Origin of the sequence: Amycolatopsis taiwanensis DSM 45107 (assembly GCF_000519205.1) — a bacterium.
In the GTDB taxonomy this organism is placed as follows: domain Bacteria; phylum Actinomycetota; class Actinomycetes; order Mycobacteriales; family Pseudonocardiaceae; genus Amycolatopsis_E; species Amycolatopsis_E taiwanensis.
This window is the reverse complement of the sequence record NZ_JAFB01000013.1, coordinates 74,840-96,068: the sequence shown is the minus strand read 5'-3', so window position 1 is coordinate 96,068 and position 21,229 is coordinate 74,840. Positions and strand designations below refer to the sequence as shown.

The 21,229-nt window shown below is 68.9% G+C and carries 24 protein-coding genes; 14 read left to right on the top strand and 10 right to left on the bottom strand.

Translation table 11 applies throughout. The annotated features are described in order from the left end of the window. The first annotated feature begins 64 nt into the window (after positions 1-64). Positions 65-706: a TetR/AcrR family transcriptional regulator gene (locus tag A3CU_RS44390; RefSeq protein ID WP_052371657.1), complete on the top strand. Its 642-nt coding sequence runs from the start codon at positions 65-67 to the stop codon at positions 704-706. On the opposite strand, the gene A3CU_RS0111285 is transcribed toward A3CU_RS44390, so the two are convergent. Continuing rightward, positions 680-1,525, bottom strand: a complete 846-nt coding sequence (locus tag A3CU_RS0111285) for a helix-turn-helix transcriptional regulator (RefSeq protein ID WP_027942379.1) — start codon at positions 1,523-1,525, stop codon at positions 680-682. The genes A3CU_RS44390 and A3CU_RS0111285 overlap by 27 nt on opposite strands. Positions 1,526-1,627: 102 nt before the next feature. Here A3CU_RS0111285 and A3CU_RS0111280 point away from each other — a divergent pair, with 102 nt between their 5' ends. From A3CU_RS0111280 to A3CU_RS0111270, 3 genes are all read left to right on the top strand, one after another. After that, positions 1,628-3,040, top strand: a complete 1,413-nt coding sequence (locus A3CU_RS0111280; RefSeq protein WP_027942378.1) for an MFS transporter — start codon at positions 1,628-1,630, stop codon at positions 3,038-3,040. 155 nt (positions 3,041-3,195) lie between these two features. Next, entirely contained in the window at positions 3,196-3,954 is a 759-nt protein-coding gene (locus A3CU_RS0111275; RefSeq protein ID WP_027942377.1) for an SDR family NAD(P)-dependent oxidoreductase, read from the top strand. Then, complete coding sequence (locus A3CU_RS0111270; RefSeq protein ID WP_027942376.1) at positions 3,951-4,157, top strand: type II toxin-antitoxin system RelE/ParE family toxin; 207 nt, start codon at positions 3,951-3,953, stop codon at positions 4,155-4,157. The genes A3CU_RS0111275 and A3CU_RS0111270 overlap by 4 nt, the downstream gene beginning before the upstream one ends. A 9-nt stretch (positions 4,158-4,166) precedes the next feature. On the opposite strand, the gene A3CU_RS0111265 is transcribed toward A3CU_RS0111270, so the two are convergent. Then, complete coding sequence (locus A3CU_RS0111265; RefSeq protein WP_027942375.1) at positions 4,167-5,816, bottom strand: TM0106 family RecB-like putative nuclease; 1,650 nt, start codon at positions 5,814-5,816, stop codon at positions 4,167-4,169. Between the two features lie 96 nt (positions 5,817-5,912). Here A3CU_RS0111265 and A3CU_RS0111260 point away from each other — a divergent pair, with 96 nt between their 5' ends. Beyond that, positions 5,913-6,368 (top strand): DUF6474 family protein, encoded by a 456-nt coding sequence (locus A3CU_RS0111260; RefSeq protein ID WP_027942374.1) that lies wholly within the window; start codon positions 5,913-5,915, stop codon positions 6,366-6,368. An 87-nt stretch (positions 6,369-6,455) separates the two neighbouring features. On the opposite strand, the gene A3CU_RS0111255 is transcribed toward A3CU_RS0111260, so the two are convergent. Genes A3CU_RS0111255 through A3CU_RS0111240 form a run of 4 tightly spaced genes read right to left on the bottom strand, consistent with a single transcriptional unit; the run spans position 6,456 to position 10,018 of the window. Further along, entirely contained in the window at positions 6,456-7,415 is a 960-nt protein-coding gene (locus A3CU_RS0111255) for a glycine betaine ABC transporter substrate-binding protein (RefSeq protein WP_027942373.1), read from the bottom strand. Beyond that, positions 7,412-8,203 (bottom strand): ABC transporter permease, encoded by a 792-nt coding sequence (locus tag A3CU_RS0111250; protein WP_027942372.1) that lies wholly within the window; start codon positions 8,201-8,203, stop codon positions 7,412-7,414. Before A3CU_RS0111250 ends, A3CU_RS0111255 begins: the two co-directional genes overlap by 4 nt. Further along, positions 8,203-9,378, bottom strand: a complete 1,176-nt coding sequence (locus tag A3CU_RS0111245) for an ATP-binding cassette domain-containing protein (protein WP_245617002.1) — start codon at positions 9,376-9,378, stop codon at positions 8,203-8,205. Before A3CU_RS0111245 ends, A3CU_RS0111250 begins: the two co-directional genes overlap by 1 nt. Then, positions 9,371-10,018 (bottom strand): ABC transporter permease, encoded by a 648-nt coding sequence (locus A3CU_RS0111240; protein ID WP_027942370.1) that lies wholly within the window; start codon positions 10,016-10,018, stop codon positions 9,371-9,373. The genes A3CU_RS0111245 and A3CU_RS0111240 overlap by 8 nt, the downstream gene beginning before the upstream one ends. Before the next feature lie 215 nt (positions 10,019-10,233). On the opposite strand from A3CU_RS0111240, the gene A3CU_RS0111235 reads away from it, so the two are divergent. From A3CU_RS0111235 to A3CU_RS0111220, 4 genes are all read left to right on the top strand, one after another. After that, positions 10,234-10,755 (top strand): hypothetical protein, encoded by a 522-nt coding sequence (locus A3CU_RS0111235; protein WP_342668905.1) that lies wholly within the window; start codon positions 10,234-10,236, stop codon positions 10,753-10,755. Positions 10,756-10,822: 67 nt separating this feature from the next. Then, positions 10,823-11,572, top strand: coding sequence for a YcnI family copper-binding membrane protein (locus A3CU_RS0111230; protein WP_027942368.1), 750 nt, complete (start codon positions 10,823-10,825; stop codon positions 11,570-11,572). A 67-nt stretch (positions 11,573-11,639) separates the two neighbouring features. Next, positions 11,640-12,179, top strand: a complete 540-nt coding sequence (locus A3CU_RS0111225; protein ID WP_043840929.1) for a copper resistance CopC family protein — start codon at positions 11,640-11,642, stop codon at positions 12,177-12,179. Further along, the gene (locus tag A3CU_RS0111220; protein ID WP_027942366.1) at positions 12,176-13,198 is read left to right on the top strand and encodes a copper resistance D family protein; all 1,023 of its coding nucleotides are present in this window, start codon (positions 12,176-12,178) and stop codon (positions 13,196-13,198) included. The genes A3CU_RS0111225 and A3CU_RS0111220 overlap by 4 nt, the downstream gene beginning before the upstream one ends. Positions 13,199-13,344: 146 nt before the next feature. Here the strand turns inward: A3CU_RS0111220 and A3CU_RS0111215 are convergent, their stop codons facing one another. Together A3CU_RS0111215 and A3CU_RS0111210 are read right to left on the bottom strand one after the other, a co-directional pair. Continuing rightward, entirely contained in the window at positions 13,345-14,256 is a 912-nt protein-coding gene (locus A3CU_RS0111215) for a phosphotransferase family protein (RefSeq protein ID WP_027942365.1), read from the bottom strand. Positions 14,257-14,283: 27 nt separating this feature from the next. Continuing rightward, positions 14,284-15,666 carry a helix-turn-helix transcriptional regulator gene (locus A3CU_RS0111210; protein ID WP_027942364.1) on the bottom strand — a complete coding sequence of 461 codons (1,383 nt, stop codon included), beginning with the start codon at positions 15,664-15,666 and terminating at the stop codon, positions 14,284-14,286. A gap of 294 nt (positions 15,667-15,960) precedes the next feature. Between A3CU_RS0111210 and A3CU_RS0111205 the strand changes: the two genes are divergently transcribed. Both A3CU_RS0111205 and A3CU_RS0111200 read left to right on the top strand, forming a co-directional pair. After that, on the top strand, positions 15,961-16,293 hold the full coding sequence (locus tag A3CU_RS0111205) for a hypothetical protein (protein ID WP_027942363.1): 333 nt from the start codon (positions 15,961-15,963) through the stop codon (positions 16,291-16,293). Between the two features lie 7 nt (positions 16,294-16,300). Continuing rightward, positions 16,301-16,702, top strand: coding sequence for a hypothetical protein (locus A3CU_RS0111200; RefSeq protein WP_027942362.1), 402 nt, complete (start codon positions 16,301-16,303; stop codon positions 16,700-16,702). Between the two features lie 236 nt (positions 16,703-16,938). Here A3CU_RS0111200 and A3CU_RS0111195 read toward each other — a convergent pair whose 3' ends face one another. Together A3CU_RS0111195 and A3CU_RS0111190 are read right to left on the bottom strand one after the other, a co-directional pair. Further along, positions 16,939-18,183 carry an MFS transporter gene (locus tag A3CU_RS0111195; RefSeq protein WP_027942361.1) on the bottom strand — a complete coding sequence of 415 codons (1,245 nt, stop codon included), beginning with the start codon at positions 18,181-18,183 and terminating at the stop codon, positions 16,939-16,941. A gap of 31 nt (positions 18,184-18,214) precedes the next feature. Further along, on the bottom strand, positions 18,215-19,486 hold the full coding sequence (locus tag A3CU_RS0111190) for a GH1 family beta-glucosidase (RefSeq protein ID WP_027942360.1): 1,272 nt from the start codon (positions 19,484-19,486) through the stop codon (positions 18,215-18,217). A gap of 123 nt (positions 19,487-19,609) precedes the next feature. On the opposite strand from A3CU_RS0111190, the gene A3CU_RS0111185 reads away from it, so the two are divergent. The 3 genes from A3CU_RS0111185 (at position 19,610) to A3CU_RS0111175 (ending at position 21,212) form a co-directional block, all read left to right on the top strand. Then, positions 19,610-20,233 carry a TetR/AcrR family transcriptional regulator gene (locus A3CU_RS0111185; protein WP_027942359.1) on the top strand — a complete coding sequence of 208 codons (624 nt, stop codon included), beginning with the start codon at positions 19,610-19,612 and terminating at the stop codon, positions 20,231-20,233. Positions 20,234-20,358: 125 nt separating this feature from the next. Next, entirely contained in the window at positions 20,359-20,664 is a 306-nt protein-coding gene (locus A3CU_RS0111180; RefSeq protein ID WP_043840928.1) for an ArsR/SmtB family transcription factor, read from the top strand. After that, entirely contained in the window at positions 20,661-21,212 is a 552-nt protein-coding gene (locus A3CU_RS0111175) for an SRPBCC domain-containing protein (protein WP_211246398.1), read from the top strand. The genes A3CU_RS0111180 and A3CU_RS0111175 overlap by 4 nt, the downstream gene beginning before the upstream one ends. Positions 21,213-21,229: the final 17 nt, after the last annotated feature.

The window sequence follows — 21,229 nt, the reverse complement described above, 5'->3', positions numbered from 1 at the left end:
ACGTCTCGCATCGACGCTAGTCAAGACGGAACGTCTCGTCTCTTATGGTGGTATGATCCGCGACATGGCCAAGCAGCCCAACCCCGCCCGCCGCAGCGAGCGCTCCCGGCAGGCCATCCTCACCGCCGCCCGCGAACTGGTCTCCGAGATCGGGTACGCCAAGCTCACCATCGAGGCCATCGCGGCCCGGGCCGGTGTTGGAAAGCAGACCATTTACCGCTGGTGGCCCTCCAAGGGCGCGGTGATCTTCGACGCCTTCCTGGCGCTGAGCGAGTCCGGGCCGGAGCAGAGCATGGTGCTGCCCGACACCGGCGACCTGGAGGCCGATCTCAAGGTGGTGATGCGGGCGACGGTGGCCGAGTTCGCAGACCCCGCTTTCGAGGGACCGATCCGCGCGCTCAACACCGAGATCATCAACGACCCCACCCTGGCCGCCCAGTATCACGAGAAGCTGAAGGGTCCGGTGGACGCGGCCAAGAAGGCCCGGCTGCGCAGCGCGCAACAGGCCGGGCAACTCGCTGCGGACGCCGACCTCGACCTGGCACTGGAACTGCTGTACGCACCCCTCTACCAGCGCTGGCTGTTCCGCTCCGGCCCGCTCACTCCGGAATACGCCGACGCCCTTGTCGAGGCCTTCCTCAAAGCCATGCGGCCGGACACCGTGTCCGCACCGGTCGCGTCATCCGCGGCCCCACCGGGCCAGTAACTTGGCCTCGGTCTCGGCGTCGGCCGGCGTATAAGTGGTCAGCCGCACGTCTGAGCGCCGGCCGAGCCACAGTTGCGTGTAGTCGAAGCAGAGCCGGCCGGCCTCGGGGTGCAGGAACCGCTTGGTGTGGTTGTTCAACGGCTGCACATCGTGGCGACGCCACAGCACCTCGAACGCCGGTGATTCCTGGCGCAGCCGCTTGACCAGCGACTTCCAGCTCGGCTCTCCGATGTGCTCGGCCATTGAGGCACGGAACTGCGCCACCGACCGGGGGACCCCGTCCGTCCAGTTCTGGATGCGTGCCTGCCACTCCGGATTGGTGAAGCACTGCAGCAGCGCATTGCGCTCTTCGAAGGGAAGGCGGCTGACGTCGAACAACCAGTCGTAGACGCGGTTGTAGGCGAGGATGTCGGTGCGGGCGTTGTGCACGGCCGCCGGGTAGGGCTCCAGCTTGGTGAGGATCGACCTGAGGCCGGGCGAGACCGCCGTGCCCTCCTGTTCCGCCTTGGGCTTGAGCACCCCGGCGAGGGTGAACAGATGCGCGCGCTCGTGCGGGTCGAGCCGCAGCGTGGCCGAGACCGCCTCGAGCACCTGTGCGGAGGCGTTGATGTCACGCCCCTGCTCCAGCCACGTGTACCAGGTGACCCCTACCCCGGCCAGCTGCGCGACCTCCTCCCGGCGCAGGCCCGGCGTCCGCCGCCGCCCGCCGCTGGGCAGGCCGACCTGCTCGGGTGTGATGCGCTCGCGGCGGCTGCGCAGGAACGCGGCCAGCTCCCGTCGGCGAATGGCGTCCTTCGGCTTCGACGCGGCGGCAGTCATTCGCCCACTGTCGCACGGGCCCCAACCTGTTACCAGGTAGTGCTGATACCCCGATAAGCAGACTCCTGGTACCAGTTTCCGCACCGGCGGATCTTGGTGTCCATGGCGATCACCACCGAACTGGAGACCGTGCCGCCGACGCTGAGACCGGCCGGTCTGGCGACCTTGCTGCTCGGCGCCGCGCTGGCCCCCATCGACCTGTTCATCGTCAACGTCGCGCTCCCCACCATCAACGCGGACCTGCACGCCTCGACCGCCGCCCTCGAATGGGTCGTCGCCGGTTACGGCATCGCCTTCGCCCTGCTCCTGGTCGTGGGCGGACGGCTGGGCGACGCGTTCGGCCGGCGGCGGCTGTTCAGCACCGGGCTCGCCGCGTTCACCCTGACCTCGCTGATCTGCGGACTGGCCCCGAACGTGACCGTACTGGTGCTCGCGCGGGTCGCCCAGGGCGCGGCCGCCGCGCTGATCGTGCCCCAGGTGCTGTCGATCATCCAGGCCACCACCTCCGGCGAACATCGCTCGCGGACCCTCGGCTACTACGGCGCGACCGCCGGCCTTGCCATGGTGATCGGTCAGTTGCTCGGCGGCGTGCTGGTGTCCGCCGACATCGCCGGCAGCGGCTGGCGGCCGATTTTCCTGGTCAACGTGCCGCTCGGGGTGCTCGGGTGGGCTCTGGCGCGCCGAACGCTGCCCGAGACGAGTTCCGACCACCCGCTGGGCGTGGACCGCCGGGGCACCGCGCTGCTCGGCGTCACCCTGCTCACCCTGCTGATCCCGTTGTTGGAAGGCCGGGCGCTGGGCTGGCCGGCCTGGTGCTGGGTGCTGCTGGGCCTGTTCCCCTTCGCGGCGGCCGCGTTCGTCGCCGTGGAACGGCGGATGGAGGCCGACGGCGGTGTGCCGTTGCTGCCGATGTCCGTGCTGCGCCTGCCGAGCATGCGCCGTGGCCTAAGCATCGGGGCCACCTTCTTCACCGGCTTCGGCGGTTTCATGTTCGTCTACGCGCTCACCCTGCAGGACGGGCTGCACCTCGACCCGTTCTCCTCGGGGTTCGCGCTCACGCCGCTGGCGCTGGGCTTCCTGGTGACCTCGCTGGCCAGCAGCCGGCTGGTCGCGCGGATCGGTCACCGGGTCGTGGTCCTCGGCTCGGCCGTGCAGTTGCTCGGCCTGCTGGTGCTGATCATCACGGTACTGGCGGCCTGGCCCCGGCTGGACGTTCTCGACCTCGTGCCAGGCACCCTGGTGGCCGGGCTTGGCCAGGGCCTGACCGGCCCGACGATCTTCCGGGTCGTTCTTTCGCGGGTGCCGAGCGAAAGCGCGGGTGTCGGCAGTGGAGTGCTGACCACCACCCAGCAGACCTGCCTGGCGCTCGGCGTCGCGGTTCTCGGCACGCTGTTCACCACGCTGTCCGCCGGCGGCGACGTGGAGTACGCCCTCGTGCTGGTCACCGGCGTGCAGGCGGTGACGGTCGCGGGCATCGTCGTGGCCGCCAACTTCCTGCCCGACCCGCGATCCTGAGCAGTGATGGGGCACACCCGGCGAACATGCGAACGAGCGTTAACCTGTGGTTCGAGCGGCAGACCGCCATCGCCGTCTACCGGCAGCCGACAATGGATGCCACGGCCTGGCTACCCGCACACGTTCTGAAGTAACACTGCGGAGAAGGGGTCGGAATGCGGATCACGGACACTGCGGCGATCGTCACCGGTGGCGCCTCGGGATTGGGCGCAGCGACGGCACAAGCGCTCGCCGCGAAGGGTGCGCGGGTGTTCGCTGTCGACCTCGCGGCGGCCATCGGGAAGGCTCCGCAGGTATCCGGCGTGACCTACGTCGAAGCCGACGTGACCGACCCTGAACAGGTGGCCTCGGCCGTCGACCAGGCCGCCAGCACGGGCGTGCCGCTGCGCGTCGTGGTGAACTGCGCGGGCATCGGACCGTCCGCGCGGATCCTGTCCAAGCGGGGCCGCCACGACCTCGACCTGTTCCGCAAGGTCGTCGAGATCAACCTGGTCGGCACCTTCAACGTGCTCACGCTGGCCGCGGAGGCGATCGCGAAGACCGATCCACTGGCCGACGACGCCCGCGGCGTGGTGATCAACACTGCCTCGGTGGCGGCCTTCGACGGGCAGATCGGACAGGTGGCCTACTCAGCGTCCAAGGGCGGCGTGGTCGGGCTGACCCTGCCGGCCGCACGGGATCTCGCCTCGCAGGGCATCCGGGTGGTCACCATCGCGCCCGGGATCATCGACACCCCGATGCTGGCCACGATCAGCGAGGAGTTCCGGGCCGGGCTCGCGGCGGGCGTTCCGTTCCCGAAGCGGCTGGGCCGCCCGGACGAGTACGCCCAGCTCGCCGTCGACATCGTCGAGCACGACTACCTCAACGGCGAGGTCATCCGCCTCGACGGCGCACTCCGCATGGCCCCTCGCTGACGCAGCGGGACGTTCCCGCTGGTTGCGCGGCGATCGAACTACTGGCCGATGATCCTCGCCCCGCCGGAGCGAAGAAGCTCGCCGGCGGCGAGGGCGAATGGCGGGTGCGCACCGGTGATTACCGCGTCGTCTACGAGATCCGCGACCGGGTGCTGGTCGTGCTCGTCGTCGCGGTCGTCCACCGGCGCGAGATCTATCGCTGAGGCAGTTGCTCAGAGGTCGCCAAGGTACGGGATGGCGTTGGCCGGGCCGGACATCCACACCCGCAGGGCACGGGTAGCGCGCACGTCGTCCTCGTTGTAGCGGAGGAGGCGCTCACGCTGGGCCACCTCCGGCACCTGACCGTCCAGGCCGACCGCCGCGCGGTACCAGCGCATCGACGCCTCGCCACCGGCTTCCGGATCACGCCAGGTGAACCCGGCGACCGGCGCGACCACCTTCAGGCCCTTGCCGCGGGTGCACAGGAACTGGTCGGAGACGCTGCGGAAGAGATCCACCCACTGCTCGGAGTCCACAAAGGACCGGATCTCCGCGCGGCTGGGCACGCCCACGAGATCGGCGAACCGTGCGGCGGAGCCGAACAGCCAGCGGTTCTCCGCCATCGCGTTGTAGCAGTAGGCGCGGAAGGTCAGCCCGGCTGCGGCGGCGCGGGCGCGAACTTCGCTCAACCAGGCCCAGAACTCGGCGAACGAGCGCGCCTCGTCCGCGGTGGGCAGGGGATCCCAGGTGACGAACGAGCGGTAGCCCCGCTCCATCCCGATATCCGCGCCCGACAGCAGGCAACCCCACAGATACGCGCCGGACTCGCCGAAACTTTCCATGTCCACGTCTACCTCGACGTCGGCGCGCGGCACTCCCACGTCGGGCACCTTGCGCACCACGGACAGGTTCGCCTGCCACGCGCGGGCCAGCGCGACCGCGTCGAGGAACACGCCCGGCTGCCACGGGATCGGCGGCGCGTCGGCCGGATCGAGCGCGGCCAGCTTGTCCACAGTGGATATTCCGGCGCGGCGCAGTTCGACCGCGTCGTCACCGCGGATCACCAGGCTCACGTCCCGCGACGCGGTCAGCTCCGCCTCGCAGGTCGGCCACCACGGGCAGTAACGGCACTCCAGGACCCGCGACGGCTCGGCGAGCGCGGGCCCGCCGGTCGCGGCGGAGTGCGCGACGGCCAGCCGGTCTTCGAACCGCGCGTCGTACTCGTCCAGTGCGGTGCGGCCGCCCGGCCAGTTCGGCGCTGCCAGGTCGTACCAGAGCACCACGTCCGCGTCCAGCCCGATCACGCCGCCCATGGCCGCCGGGGCGGCCAGGCCCAGCGGCTGCAGCATCCGGTACACGTGGGCCAGCCGGAACTGGTCACGCGCGTGCGAGCGGACCTTGCGGGTCTGGTCGACGACCGCGTGCGCCGGGTCGAGGTCCAGCGGGTCCGTGGTGAGCGCGCCCGTGCCCGGATCGGTGATCCGGTGCCGCACCACGAGCACCGGCAGGTAGCCGTGCTCCGTGCGGACCAGCAGTTCGGCGCCACCGCGCCGGTGCCCGGCGTGGTCCACCGGCAGCACGCCGCCCCAGACGTGGGAGGCACCGTCCGCCAGCGCCTGTTCGGTGAGCCGGGCCCGGTCGGCGGGCGGCAGGTCGGCGGGGACGTTGACCCAGCCCGGGCCGTCCCCGGTCGCATCCGACAACGCGCCGGCCAGCCGTTGCCGGATCGTCTCGCGATGGGCCGCGGCGTCGGCGATCCGCAGCTCCGCGGCCGGGTCGGGGGGCGCGAGCGCCGTCTCGCGCATCTCCGGATCGTGATCGAGATGCACCCGACGGCGGCAACGGCTCACCGCGCCCGCGTCAAGCAGCACCTCTGGGTCCATGCTCATACTTTAGAAGCACCCTCTGACGGAAAGTCCGCAGCTGTGTCCCAGACCCGTCGGCGTGCTCGCGGTCACCCGGCCCAGTAAGTTCTACTCATGGCGAGGAAGAAGGCGGACGAAAAGGGGCTGACGCCGAAGAAGGCCCGCAACGCCGTCGCGGTGGCCAAGATCGTGATCCCGGCCGTGGCTCCCGCGGTGGCACCGTTGGCGGTCAAGGCGGCGGGCGCGGTGCGCGAGGCCTACGACCGCTACCAGGCGCGCCGGCTCGGTGTTCCGGTCGAGGCGCTGCCCGAGTTCACCGGCCGCGGCGCCGGCCTGCTGGCGCGCATCGCCGGCATTTCCGCGGCGCTCGCGGAGTTGCAGAAGTCCACGAAGGCGACCAGGGAAGACACCGAGTTCGCGACGGAGTCGCAGGCCACGCTGGAGCAGCTGACCGCGGCCGTGCACGCGGCCGAACGGATGCCCGCCTCCCGCCGCCGGGCCGCGCACCAGGCGGTCGGCGCGGAACTCGAACGCCTCGAAAACCAGGTCCTGCGCCGCCTGGGCCTCTAGCGCATCCCGCCCGCCAGAAGCGTCTCTTTATAAGCGGCGTCAGCCGCTTGCGGTGGGCCGTCCACTTGCACCGCTACCCAAGCCACTTCAGGAAATGAACCCCTTGGAGATCATCCAGTCGCGGGCCACTTCTCCGGCGTCCTTGCCGTCGACGTCGACCTGCTTGCACAGCTCGACCATCTGGTCGTTGTCCAGCGCCTTGCCCACCGGCACCAGCACGTCGGCCAGCGCCGGATGCTGGTCCAGGAACGCCTTCTTGACCATCACCGAGGCGTTGTACTGCGGGAAGAACTGCTTGTCGTCGTTCAGCACGCGCAGGTGCAGGCCGCCGATCCGGCCGTCGGTGGTGAAGACCTCGCCGAAGTTGCACGTGCCGTTCGCGACGGCCGCGTAGATCGCGCCGGTGCCGAACGTCTTCACCGTCGTGGCCGGGAAGCCGTATTCCTTCTGCACCCCGGGGAAGCCGTCCTGCCGGGAGGAGAACTCCGTCTCCAGGCAGAACACCGCTTCCTCCGGGTGCTGCTTCAGGAAGTTGGTCATGTCCGAATTGGACCGCAGGTTGTGGGCCTGTGCATACGCTTGCGTGGTCGCGAAGGCGTAGGTGTCGTTGACCGGCGAGTAGTCGAGCCAGTCGACCCCGTTCTCCTTGAGGTCCTCGTTCCGGACGGCGTCGAACTGCGCATGTTCTTCCGGAATCGGCTTGTCGTGGCCGAAATACGAAAGCCAGGCGGTGCCGGTGTAGTCCCAGCTGACGTCCGTCTGCCCGGCCACCAGCGCCTGCCGCGCGCTGTTCGACCCGTTGATGTTGGTCAGGTCCGTGACCTTCGCGCCCGCCGCGGAAAGCGCCAACTCGGCCATGTAGCCGAGGATGATGTTCTCGGTGAAGTCCTTCGACCCCACCGTCACGGGCACCCCTTCCAGGCTCGGCACCGGACGGATCGAACCCGGCTTCACGTCGTAGGGCAGCGCGGCGTTGACGTTCAGCCCGCACGCGGTCAGGGAGGTGCCCAGCACCGCCGCCATGACCGTCACCAGAAGTTTCCTCATCGCAGTCCCCTCGGCCCGAAGACCTTCTCCAGCAGCGCCCCCACCCAGTCGATCAGCAGCGCGAGCCCGACCGCGAGCACGGCGCCGGTCACCAGCACGGGCACCCGGTTGAGCTTGTAACCAGTGTCGATGAGCGAGCCGAGCCCGCCGCCGTCGACGAAGAACGCCAGCGTCGCGGTCCCCACCGCCAGCACGAGCGACGTGCGCAGCCCGGCCAGGATCATCGGCACGGCCAACGGCAGCTCGACGCGGAACAGCACGCCGGTCGACGACATCCCGATCCCGCGGCCGGCGTCGATGAGCGCCGGGTCGACCGCGTTGATGCCGACGATCGTGTTCCGCAACACCGGTAGCAGCGAATAGAAGGCGATCGGCAGCACCGCGCACCAGAGGCCCGACCATTCGGTCCACAGGAAGAACAGCACGATCATGCCGAGCGCGGGCGCGGCCTGGCCGATGTTCGCGATGATCAGGAACACCGGCGCGGCCGGCCGGGCCCAGCGCCGGGTGAGCATCATCCCGAGCGGCACGGCGACGGCGACCACGATCGCGGCCACCGCGATGGTGATCACCACGTGTTCCCAGGTGCTGGCCAGCAGCGTCGGCCAGTTCAGGGTCTCTGCCTCGGTCGCGTCATTTGCCCTGGTCAAGGCCCAGGTCAGCACGCCGCCGACGAGGATGACCACGGCCACCGGCTGGCCGAGCAACCTGGCCCGGTCGGCGCGGCGCTGGCCGGATCCGGTGGAGAGGCCGGGCGCGATCGCGCTCTGCTCTGCAGCGGTGCTCATCAGGCGTGCTCCTCGCGCAACCGCTGCACCGTCGCCATCACGGTGTCCAACTCGATCATGCCGGCGTACTCGCCGCGCGGCCCGGTCACCGGCACGGCTCCGCCCTCCACGAGCATCGCCTCGAGCGCGTCCTGCAGGGTCGACTGCAGGCTGACCAGGTCGCCGAGCGGCTTACCCGCCGTTTCGAGCGAGGTCGCGGTGCGGAGGTTGCGCTGGTGGACCCAGCGGAGGGGACGGTTGCGGTGGTCGAGCACCAGCGCGTAGTTTCCCCGCGCCTCGCTCAGCCGCTGGCTGACCTCGGCGGGCGATTCCCCGAGGTGCGCGGTCACCGCGTCGGTCCTGAGTTCGACGTCCCGCACCCGCAGCAGCGTGAGCTGCTTGAGCGACGCGCCGGCGCCCACGAAGCCGGCCACCGTGTCGTCGGCGGGATTGGCCAGGATCGACTCGGGCGTGTCGTACTGGAGGATCGACGACTTGTCGCCGAGCACCGCGATCTTGTCGCCGAGCTTGACCGCCTCGTCGAAGTCGTGCGTGACGAACACGATCGTCTTGTGCAGCTCGCTTTGCAGGCGCAGCAACTCATCCTGCAGGTTTCCGCGGGTGATCGGGTCGACCGCGCCGAACGGCTCGTCCATCAGCAGGACCGGCGGGTCGGCGGCGAGCGCCCGCGCGACCCCGACGCGTTGCTGCTGCCCGCCGGAGAGCTGGCGGGGATAGCGGTCGTGGAAGAGCTTCGGGTCGAGGCCGACCAGGTCCAGCATCTCCTCGACCCGCTCGTCGATGCGCTTGTGGTCCCAGCCCAGCAGCCCGGGCACCACCGCGATGTTCTGCGCGACCGTGAAGTGCGGGAACAGCCCGGCCTGCTGGATCGAGTAGCCGATCTTGCGCCGCAGCAGGTCGGAGTTGAGCCGGCGGGTGTCCTCGCCGTCGATGGTGATCCGGCCGGACGTGGGCTCGATCAGCCGGTTGATCATCCGCATCGTGGTGGTCTTGCCGCAGCCGGACGGGCCGACCAGGATCACGATCTTGCCGGCGGGGATCGTCATCGTGACGTCGTCCACCGCGGCTTCCCGCGACCCTGGATAGCGCTTGGTCACGTGCTCCAGCTGGATCTCCGCACCCGATACGGCGTCGCTGGTCTCAGCGCTGACACTGGTTTCGATCGTTTCAGACACGCGCACCCCTCGGGCTGGTGAATCGGGCGATGAGGACATAGATGGCGTCGAGGATCAACGCCAGGATGACCACGCCGAGCGTGCCGGTCAGCGCCTGCTCGATGGAGTTGGCACTACCCGCTCTGGTCAACCCGGAGAACACCTCGGAACCGAGGCCAGGTCCCTTGGCGTAGGCCGCGATCACGGCGATGCCCATCAGCATCTGGGTGGCCACCCGCATCCCGGTCAGGATGGCGGGCCAGGCCAGCCGCAACTCGACCCGGCTGAGCACGGCGAACCGGCTCATCCCGATACCTCTCGCGGCGTCGGTCACGGCCGGATCGACGCCGTTCAACCCCACGATGGTGTTGCGCACGATCGGCAACAGCGCGTAGAGCACGAGTGGGATCACCGACGGCGCCACACCGAGCCCGACCAGCGGGATCAGCAGCCCGATCAGCGCGAACGACGGAATGGTCAGAATCGTGCTGGCCAGCGCGGTGGCCACGGCGGAGCCGAACGGGCTCCGATACACCGCGACCCCGATCACCACACCGATCACCGCGGCCACAATCGTGGCCTGGACGACCTCGCTGACGTGCAACCACGCCTGCAGCGAGAGCCGACTCCAGCGATCGGCAACGTACTCGAACAGGTTCATCTGCCGTCCCCGACTTCCCGGCAAGTTTTCGTTACTGTCCGGACACCGTTTCGCAAACCGGGCGTTTGAGCAAGCACTCACCTACGATCAACGTGACCAAAAACGACCGTCAAACCCACTCTGACCAGGGAAGATAACCGTTCTTACAAAATCTGTTCAATGTTTGGTATGACACAGTAACGCTGTGATCAGGCACGCTCACTAAGCTGTCGGACGTGAGCAGACGCCAGAAACAGCGCCACGCATTGCACCGTATGCGTGGCGTTCTGCTCACTTTCAGTAATGCAGGTTTGGCGATAACCGCGCACACACTCGCCGGCGGCGGTCTGCCGGACACTTCCCTCACGCTCGTCCTGACCGGACTCCTCGGCTGGATCGGCGCCGCGCTCGCGGAAAAGACGAAGGGGCCGCTCGGCGTCCTCACCGTCCTCGCCACCGCTCAACTCGGGATGCATCTCGTGCTGGGCGGGCTGATGGACCACCTGACGCCTTCGGCCGGCATGATCCTCACCCACGCCGCGGCCACCTCGGTGACGGCGTTCCTGCTGGCCCACGCCGAATCGATGCTGCTCGCCGCGGCGGCGGGCCTGCTTCTCATCCTGCCGGTGGTGTGGCGCCCGGCGCCGGTGCCGCCCGGGGCGGCCGGCGTGCCCGTCCGCTCCCCTGGCGACACCCCGCTGCTGTCCGTGCTGCTGCGCCGGGTGCACGGCCGGCGCGGCCCGCCCGCGCGCTCCTGAAAGGCCCCCTCACCCACACCCGGTCAGACGCACCGGGCCCCGACTCATTTTCAGGAGCAACCGAAACATGTCCAAGAAGAGCATTCTGCGCGCGTCCGTGCTGATCGGCGCGATCGGCGTCACCGGGCTACTGGGTACCGGTGTCGCCTCGGCCCATGTCACCGCCAACAGCTACGGGAACCAGCCCCAGCAGGGCGGTTCCGGGACCATCGTCCTGCGTGTGCCCAACGAGGAGGCCGACGCCGGAACCGTGAAGGTCGAGGTCGACTTCAAGCCGGAATACGGGATCAACTCGGTGCGGTACCGGCCGGTACCGGGCTGGACCGCCGAGGTGACCAAGACGCACCTGCCCACGCCGGTGCGCGACGGTAAGAACCTCGAGATCACCGACCCCGTCACCAAGATCGTCTGGACCGCGCAACCCGGTGGCGGGCTCGCCAAGGGTACCCAGCAGTTCCAGGAGTTCGAGATCACCGCCAGCAACCTGCCGGCCAATGTAGACACCCTGGAGCTGCCCGCGATCCAGACCTACGACAACGACAAGGTGGTGAACTGGAACCAGTCGAGCACGCCGGGTGGTGCCGAGCCGGAGAACCCCGCGCCGACGATCCGTCTCGCCGCGGCCTCGACCGCGGGCGCCGCGCACGACAGCTCCGCGCACGACGCCAGCACGCCCGCAGCAGCCGAGGGAGGCGAGCCGGGTCCGGCGACCGACGACACCGCCCGCTGGCTCGGCGGAGCCGGCCTGCTCGTCGGCGCACTCGGTGTCGGGTTCGGCGCGGGCGCGCTGGTCCGTGGCCGTAAAGCGGCAAAGTGAACGCGTAGAACTCCAAACCGCGGCAGTGCGGCTGATCGCCGCACTGCGCGGGAAGGCAGGAATCAGAATGTTACGCAAGATCCTCGTGACGGTGGCGCTCGCCGCACTGGCCATGCTCGGCTTGGCCACCCCGGCATTGGCGCACGACGTGCTCCTCTCCACCGACCCGGTGAAAGACGCGTCGATGGAGACCGGGCCGGCGAAGATCACGCTCACCTTCAACGCGCCGGTGCAGGGCGGTGACCTCAACCAGATCGCGGTCACCGGGCCGAACGGCACGCAGTGGGCCGAAGGAAGCGTGTCGATCGACGGGAACATGGTCAGCGCTCCCGTGCGCCCGCTCGGCCCGGCCGGGGTGTACACGGTCGGCTACCGGATCCTCTCCGCTGACGGGCATCCGGTGCAGGGCCAGTACACCTTCACCCTCACCAAGGCCGGCAACGGCACGCCGGCCGCCACCGGCGGCGCCGCCGGCGCCCCCACCGGCGCGGCCTCGTCCAGCGGTTCGGGCGGGGTGCCGGTGTGGGCGTGGGTCATGGGCGCGGTCGTCCTGCTGGCGATCGGGTTGACCGTGGCACTGCGGATGGGCCGGGGGCGGACCCCGTGACCCGGGCCGAGACCACCTCGCGCGTCGGCTACTCGACGGTCGTCGCCGCGGTCACCGCGGCGATAGCCGGTGTCCTGATCGGCGTGGCGCTCACCGCGACCGCGCCGGTGCCGGGCGTAGCCGAGCCCGGCGAGGTGGTCTCGGTCGCCATCCCACTCGTCCGGGTGCTGCTCGACCTCTCGGCGGTGGCCACGATCGGGCTCGCCCTGCTCCCGGTGCTGGTCGGCTTCGACCGGCCGAAGCTCACCGAACCGGTGCTGGCCAGAACGCGGCCCGCCGCCGTGGCGTGCGCCGTGCTGTGGTCGGTAACGGCGCTGGTCAGCCTGGTGCTGCAGACCGCCGAGTTCCGGCCACAGGCGGACCGGATCGGCCTGGCCGATGTCTGGGCGTACGTGGTCCAGGTCGGCGCGGGCAAGGCGCTGGTGATCGTCGCGGTGCTCGCGCTGGTGCTTGCCGTTCTCGGGATCATGGCGCTGCGACACGGCGAGAAGGTGCCGGCCGAGGTGCGGGCCGGGCTCGGCCTGCTCACCCTCCTTCCCCTGCCGGTCACCGGGCATGCGGCGGACTCGAGCTACCACGACTACACGATGGTCTCGATCGAGCTCCACGTGATGAGCGCGGTGGCCTGGACCGGCGGCCTCGGCGCGATGGCCGTGCTGCTCGCCGCCAACCGGACACTGCTCGCCCACGCGATGCCCAGGTTCTCGAAGCTGGCCACGTTGTGCCTGGTGCTGGCCGGCGTGACCGGCCTGTTCAACGCGTGCGTCGAGATCCTGCTCGACCCGACCATCGGCTTCCGGGCCGGCCTGTTCACCACGCGGTACGGGTGGTTGGTGCTGCTGAAGGTGGCCTGTCTGGGAGCGATCGCCGTGCTCGGCGCCAACCTGCGCTGGCGGCTGATGCCCCGGATCGTCCGGCACGAGCGGACGGCGCTGGCGTCCTGGGCGACCCTGGAACTCGTCACGATGGGCCTGGCGTTCGGATTGGCCGTCGTGCTGACCCGCTCCCCGGTCACCTGACGCTGTGTGAGGCCGGGCTGAATGGGTCAAGGTTAGGCCAACCGGAGCCATCACCTCCGCCGAATTCCCTACGCATGCACGTGCACGCGAAGCGACGAGCGGTCACGACTGGTCGGCGAACGTCACGGCTTCATGACAATTGCCGGCTAGCTGTAACGCGACCAGGGGACCAGCATCCGGCCCACGCGCAGGTCTTCCAGCCTGCGGCGAAGCTCGGCGCGAACCTGCGGGTGGCTGCGCAGGATGGGCAGCACGCTCGTGGTCAGCTTGAGCTCCCGCGCCGCCCTGAGCACGGGGAAGCCCTCCCACGTGGTCACGTCGAAGCCGTAGGTGTCGGCCAGCATCCGGTAGCGGCCGGCCGGGTCGCCGAAGCGATCACGGCCGACGGCCAGGGGCGTCAGATCCCACTCCGGCGGACCGAGGCACGCCGAGTCGAAGTCGCACAGCACCGGGCCGCGCGCCGAGCCGATCAGGTTGCCCGGATGCGCGTCGCCATGGACCAGCGTGCGCCTCAGCGGAAACGTCAACTCGCCGAGAGCGGCCTCGACCTCGGCACATCGCCGGAGCAGGAACCGCCGGTCACGGGGATCGATCTCCTCGGCGTCGGCCACCCTGGCCCGCACGTCGGCCAGCGGCGCCCACTCGCCGACGCCCTCCGGCGCCGGCAGGGCGTGCACCCGCCGGAGCAGGCGCCCGAGATCCTGCGCGGTGGGCCGCCGGCCCTCGCCCTCGACGCGCAACCAGGCGGTGACCACGTGCTCGCCCACCTGGATGGGTTGGTCGACACCGGGTAACAGGCGGATCGCCGGAACCCGGTGCCGTTCGAAATGCCGGGCCACCGCGACCACCTTCGCGACCCGGTGCCGCAGCGCGTACGACCCGACGATCCGCAGTACGACCGGGGCGCTGGCCAGCGCATACACCGCGTTGTTGGTGAACCGCAGCAGGCGCGCGCCCCGGTGGTCGAGGCCAAGCAACGCCGCCGTGGAGGCCATGACCCAATCCAGTTTTTCCCTGGTGAACCGGCCATCGGGCCGTTTGGGCGTGGCAACGGTCATAGGCTGGAACCTCGGTGTTCGACTCGCTTATGCGGCGAAGAACGCGTTCAGCCGTTCGCTCAGTTCACGAGCGTCCGGGTTGTTCTTCCGCCGGTCGGCTTCCTCCCGCAGCGGGCGCATGCGGTCCTTGATCCGCGCCGACTTGAGCCCCTCGGAGGACTCCAGCGCGGCACGGCCGATCCGCGCGCCGTGGTCGATGTCCCCGTCGAGCAGGTGGTTCGTCGCCAGCTCGCTCAACATGAACGTCTTGCTGCGCTGCATGTCGTCGCCATAGGAGTCGATCGCCCTGCTCAGCGCCGGAATCGCGTACTTCGTATGGTTCGAGTCCACCCGGCGCGCCAGCACCGTGTGCACCGTGCCGATCATGGCGTAGACGTCGGTCTCGTTGAAGAACTTGACCCAGTCCTCGGCCTCGGCCACGTTCGCCCGGGCGAACTCGTCCTTGGCCAGGCCCAGCAGCTTGAGCGCCTGGTCCTCGTTCTCCATCATCGCGTAGGCCCACGCCTGGTTGGCCGCGAGCACCGCGATCGCCAGTTCCGAACCGGACTCCTGCGCGGCGATCTGCCCCAGCTGGAACAGCTTCAACGCGTCGTTCGGCGCTTCCTGGTGCAGGTACACCCGGCCCATCCGGTACAGGATGTTGGCCACGAGCGGGTTGTTGTCGCCCTGTTTGGCCAACTCCAGCGCGTTCGCGAAATGCCCGCGCGCGGAGTCCATCAGGCCCGTGTCGAAGGACGTCCAGCCGGCGAGGCTGTGCAGGTCCGCCAGCGCGACGAACAGTCGCGATCTGACCGGTGAGGTGGCCGAGGAATCCAGCATCTGCTGCCCCCAGGACAACTGGGCCACCACGGCGTCGCGGCAGAATCCGCCGCCGTACTGGTAGTCGAGCGCGCGCAACGCCCTGGTCGCGGCCTCCACCTGGCGCACGTCGGTCATCCCGATGTGGCCCGGTGCCGGCGTCCTCGCGGGGCTCGCCGACCAGGACTGCGGGGACGATCCGAAGACCGCCGCCCCCATCGTCACCTGGGCGGCATGCGCGAGGAAGTTCCGCCGCTTCACGGACTCGTCCTCCTCAGCCTGCTGCTCGTCGGCGGCGCCGACGACCTGGATCTCGGTGACCTCGTCGTAGGCGAGACCCATGTAGCCCCGCGGCACGCCGAGACCATCGGCGATCCTCGCCAGCACGTCATAGGCCATGACCTGCCGGCCCTTGAGGATCTCCGACACCTCCGACTGGGACTGTCCGGTCATCGCGGCTATCTGCCGCTGTGAGATGCCCTCCTTGCGGAGGTTGCGGTAGACCGCACTGATCTCCCGCGCGGCCAGGGCTTCCCGCATCTCCCGTTTTTCCCAGACTTCCTGGTTGACCGGGTGACCCTGGCGAGCATCCACAGCATTGTTGGCGTCCATTTGCGCCCCTTCACCGTCCCGTCGGTGGTTGATTCGCAGCGTAGGCATGACTATTGAACCGCGCTAACCATCGTTTTGCCGAGCCTGATCGGCCGAGCCGAAATTCCTCGACCGTTTACCGTGGAACCCGCGCCGGTCGGCGCTGTGGGGCCCGTTCTTCTTCTCTTCCCGCTTGGTTCATCGCAATCTGGTTCTGGAGTTCTCCGTGAGCGAGCGAGCACAGCCCGCGACTACACAGAGCAACCAACGGACACGACGGCAAGCCCGAACCGAACTAGAGCGGAGTTGAACGCGGTGGAGTTCGTGGACTCGATTCCGGTGACCCGCACCGGACACCTGCGGCCGGTGCCGGGGCGTGAGGCGATGGCCCGCTCAGCGGCCCGGAGCTCGATGCCGGCGATCACCGATCCCCGCGCCGCGCAGGTGCGCCGCTACGAGAGCGGCCAACTGGTCTGGCGCGTGCAGTGCGGCGACATGATCAACCGGGAACGCTGCGTGACCGTCCTAGTCCAGGACAACCAGGTGGTACTGGTGGGGCCGCCCGGGGAAACAGCGCGTCTGACGGCCGGCCAGCTCGGCCAGCTGCGGGCGGCGCTCAATGAAGCTGCGAAACTGACGGAAAGGTGAGTTTCTCGTGGATCAGATCCTTGGGCAGGTCCTCCGCAATGCGGTATGGGAACGCCTTGACATGCTCGCCGACCTGGCCGACCGCGCCGACGCCCAGTCGCTGGTTTCGGTAGCCCGTTCCGAGCTGCCCCGGCTCACCGAGGGCTGGCGGGCGATGTTGTCGGCCCACGAACCGGACGAGCGCGGCGACTGCCCGACCTGCTCGACCCGGTGGCACCGCTGCAAGGCGCCCTGCTCGGTGTGGCAGGTGGCGCACGAGCATCTGGTGGCCGGCGGTCTCGCCCCGCAGCAGCCGCTGCGCCGGCCGTGGCGCCGGAAGAACTCGTCGGTGCCGAGCCAGTCGCGCAGCACCAAGACGGCTTCCGAGACGACCGGCCGTCACGCGCTGGTGCCGCAGGGCGCACGCTAGCGACCGTTCGGCGATTAATCGCTTACGAGGCACCGAACTTCCTGGCGAACCCCACAATCCATCCGTTAGCTTGATCGCAGCGCCGCCCGCGAAGTCGCCGATGGCACCTTGCGGGCACCCCCGCCCGGCGGCCCCCGATCTCCGCGGGCCGGTGCCGTTGCACTCCCCTCCCCCGACCGGCATCGGCCCGCGGGCCCAAGAAGTCGAGATCTCCCCACTCGCTCGCTTCCGCGCGCTCAGCGGACTTTGCGCACACCCAGGATCAAGCCGCCCGCGGCCAGCGTGGCGATCGCCGACGCGCCGAAGAGCGCCGGGTAGCCGCCCAGGTCGGCGAGGATCACCGTGGCCAGCAGCGGCGCGATGACCTGCGGCAACAGGTTCGCGATGTTGACCACGCCAAGGTCCTTCGCCCGGTCCGCGGCCGTCGGCAGCACCTGGGTGAGGATCGCCAGCGCGACCGCCCAGTAGGCCCCGAAACCCAGCCCGAGCAGCGGGGACGCGGCGAGTGCGGCGGGCCAGGTCTGCCACAGTGTCAACAGCAGCGCGGCCAGCGCCATCACGGCCACGGAGAGCAGCACGAACGGCTTGCGGCGCCCGGAAGAATCCGACAGGTACCCGACGCCGAGGCCGCCGACCACCAATGCTGCCCCGTACAGGCCCATCATGATCAACAGACCGGTGTCCGGATCGGGATAGTGCACCGCGTCCTTGAGGAAGAACAGCAGGTAGAACGTGCCCAGCGCGTTGCCCAGATTAATCATGAAGTGGCAGCCCCAGGCCCAGGCGAAGTCCGGCTGCCGGCGCGGCGAGATCCACAACTGGGCCAGCGCCGCCCGCCACCGCTCGACCGGCCAGTCCCGCGGCAGCGGCAGGTCCGGCGTGCGCAGCACGAACAGGACGGCGCCCACCACGACGACGACCGCGCAGGCCAGATAACCTCCGGGCAGTTCGGTGATCAGCACGGTCACCAGCACCGCGCCCACCACCGTGCCGAGCATCTGGCTGATCCCGACCAGCCCACCGATCCACGCGCGCTGGGCCACCGGAACCCGGTCGGGAACCGTCGAGGTCAGCGTGGCGAGCATGCCGTTGAGCCCGGCCTGGACCAGGCACCAGCCGGCGGTCATCACCGCGACGTTGCCGGCCATCGCCAGCACCGCCAGTCCGGCCGCGCCGATGATCGCACCGGCGAGCGTCCACGGGTGGCGGCGGCCGAACCGGGACCGGGTCCGGTCCGAGGCGAGCCCGACCAGTGGGTTCACCACCAGCGACACCACCGCGCCGACGCCGGTGACCAGGCCGAACACCACCTCCTTGTGCGCCGCGTCGAGCAGTTCGGCCTGCTCGGGCAGCAGCACCTGGATCGGCGCGTAGATCGCCAGCCACAGGCCGATGTTCGCGAAGAACAGCAGGGACGTCCAACCGGGGCGGACCCGTACGGTCGGTTCGGCCAGCGCCTCCGGAAGCGCCGCCGGCTTCACTGCTGTTCCCTCGCGGCCTTGCGCGCGCCCCTCATGGTTTGACCAGTTTCTGATACCAGGTGAAGGAATCCTTGGGCGTGCGCCGCTGGGTCGCGTAGTCGACGTGCACCAGCCCGAAACGCGGACGATAGCCCTGGGACCATTCGAAATTGTCCAGCAGCGACCAGACGAAATAGCCGCGCACGTCCACTCCCGCGTCCATCGCCGAGCGCATCGCATGCAGGTGCCGATCGAGGAAATCGATCCGTTCGGCGTCGTTTATGCCGTCGAAGCTGCAACCGTTTTCGGTGATGTAGATCGGCGGCAACTTTTCCCGGTAACGCTCCCGGAAACCGACGAGCAACTCGCGCATGGCATCCGGCACGATTACGGAACCGTTGGTGGTCTTGGGAAATCCGTCGATCTCGCGGAGTTCGAAGGGCAGCGGGTTACCCGGCCCCGGCGCGGCGGCGCCCTGCGGTTCGTAGAAATTGACACCGTAGAAATCGAGCGGCTGGGCGATGACCGGCAAATCTTCTGCGTGGCCCTCGGGCAGGTGCGGGGCGATTTCTCGCGGGTATTCGCCGAGCAGAACGGGATCCGCGAAAAGCCGGTTCAGCAGGGCGTCGAGCCACACCCCGGCGGCGCGATCGGCGGCGCTGTCGCTGGCAGGCCAGATCGGCGCATGGTGGTTGGCCGTGCCGATGCTGCGGGCGCCCGCCGCGCGCAGCGCCTGCACGGCCAGGCCGTGCGCGAGATTCTGGTGATGTGCGGTGGGTATGGCATCGAGCAGCAGCGTCTTGCCCGGAGCGTATTCGCCGATCGCGTAACCGTAAATGGTGGTGACCATCGGCTCGTTGATCGGAATCCACATTTTCACCCGGTCCGCGAAATGCGCGCCGAGGATCGCGGCGTACTCGGCGAAGCGCTCCGCGGTGTCCCGGGCCAGCCAGCCGCCGGCATCTTCGAGCGCCTGCGGCGTATCCCAGTGGTAGACCGTGACGACCGGAGCGATTCCGGCGGCGCACACCGCGTCGAGCAACCGGTCATAAAAGGCAATTCCCCGAGGGTTGGGCGCCCCGCGTCCGTCCGGCTGGATTCTCGGCCAGGCCACCGACATCCGGTACGCCCCGACGCCCAGTTCCGCCATCAGGGTGACGTCCTCGTGATACCGATGGTAATGATCGCAGGCGATTTCCGCGGATGTCCCGAACGTGTCCCAGATGGAGGAGCCCCGGCCGTCCTCCCGGATGGCACCCTCGATCTGGAACGCCGAGGTCGCCACGCCCCAGAGGAACTCCGGCGGAAAGATCGAATTCGTCACTGCTGGCCGATCTCCTTCCAGCAAAAACGTGAAAATTTCTCATACAATAGCTCGTTGCCTCACCCGTACGGAAGCGTTTCGGCGCGCTAAAGTCGCAGATCAGAGCACTCGAAGGAGACCTGCGTGTCCGATCCTCAGGCGACTACCCCGCTACGGCGACAGCCCGTGCAGCAGCGCAGCGCCAAACGGGTCGAGTTGATGCTGGACGCGAGCGCCCAACTGATCGACGAAATCGGCTATGACGCGTTGACCACGACCCTGATCGCCAAGCGGGCGGGAGTCGCCGTCGGGTCCCTTTATCAGTTCTTTCCGGACAAGCGCGCGGTCGTGCGAGCGCTCACGCAGCGTAACGTCGACCGATTTCTGACCGAGGTCGGTGAGCGGCTCGCGAGGGAAGATCCTGGGCACTGGTGGGACGTGGTCGATTCCGTGCTCGACATCTATCTCCACATGCACCGGTCGGTGCCGGGTTTTTCCAGGGTGCACTTCGGTGACGTCGTCGACCGGCAGCTCCTCGACGAGAGCCGCGACAACAACCGCGTCATCGCCGACTCGCTGGCGGAACTGGTGCGCCACTACGTGGCAAACCCGGGCGACCGCCTGTCGCTGGTGATGGCCGTGGCGATCGAGGCCGCGGACGCCTTGCTGAAGTTCGCCTTCGCCCGCGACCCCCAGGGCGACCCGGAGGTCGTCGTCGAGACCAAATCCCTGGTCAAGGGTTACCTGGCCAACCGGCTCGGCGAGTGATCCGCCCAGAACTCCGATAACTGCGGCCGGCTGCCATCGCCGCCGTGGTTGTTGGTCATGGTTGTCATATTTCCACTTGGTAATATAAATTCCGGAGTGCACAAGCCAAGAGAAGGGATGGTGGCCTGGTGAGCACTTACGCCGCCTTGGCCGAGCCGCACCGCAGACAGATTCTCGATCTGCTGCGTGCGGGCGAATCGCCCGCCGGAGAGCTGGTGAGTCGCCTCGAGCTCAGCCAGCCCGGCGTGTCCAAGCACCTCAAGGTGTTGCGCGAGGCCGGACTGGTCGTGGTTCGCGCGGACGGCAGGCAGCGTCTGTACGCGCTGCGCCCGGGACCGCTCGCCGAGGTCGACCAGTGGCTGGCGCCCTACCGCGTGTTCTGGTCGAGACACCTCGACGCCCTCGAACAACATTTGAAGGAGAACCCATGATCGACCCAACCCCGGAAACGACACCCGAAGGAGAACCCGTGCTCGACGGAACCCTGGAAACGATCGACGGTCGCCTGGCACTGCGCTTCGAACGCACTCTTGCTTTCCCGGTCGAGCGCGTGTGGCGGGCGGTCAGCGAGCCGGCAGAACTTGCCCGCTGGTTTCCGGCAGTCGTCGACTGGACACCGGCGACGGGTGAGACCTTCGAGGCCGGCGGCGCGACCCTCGAGGTGACCGAGGTCGATCCGCCGCATCTCCTCGCTTGGACCTACGCCGGCCAACTGCAACGCTTCGAGCTGTCCGAGCACGAAGGCGGCTGCCGGTTGGTCTTTACCCACGTCATCGACGACCGCCGGCTCTCGGCCCAGACTGCGACCGGTTGGCAGACCTACCTCTTCCGGCTCGACTCTCTTCTCGCGGGCGAGGACCTCTCCGAAGAAGAAGCACACAAGCAGTGGGAGGAAATCCACGAAGGTTACGCCGAGCGCTTCGACGTCGACCCGGAGCCGGGACGACAGTTCGCGGCGGCTCTGCGCGCCAATCTGTGACGATCCGGTAAGGCCCG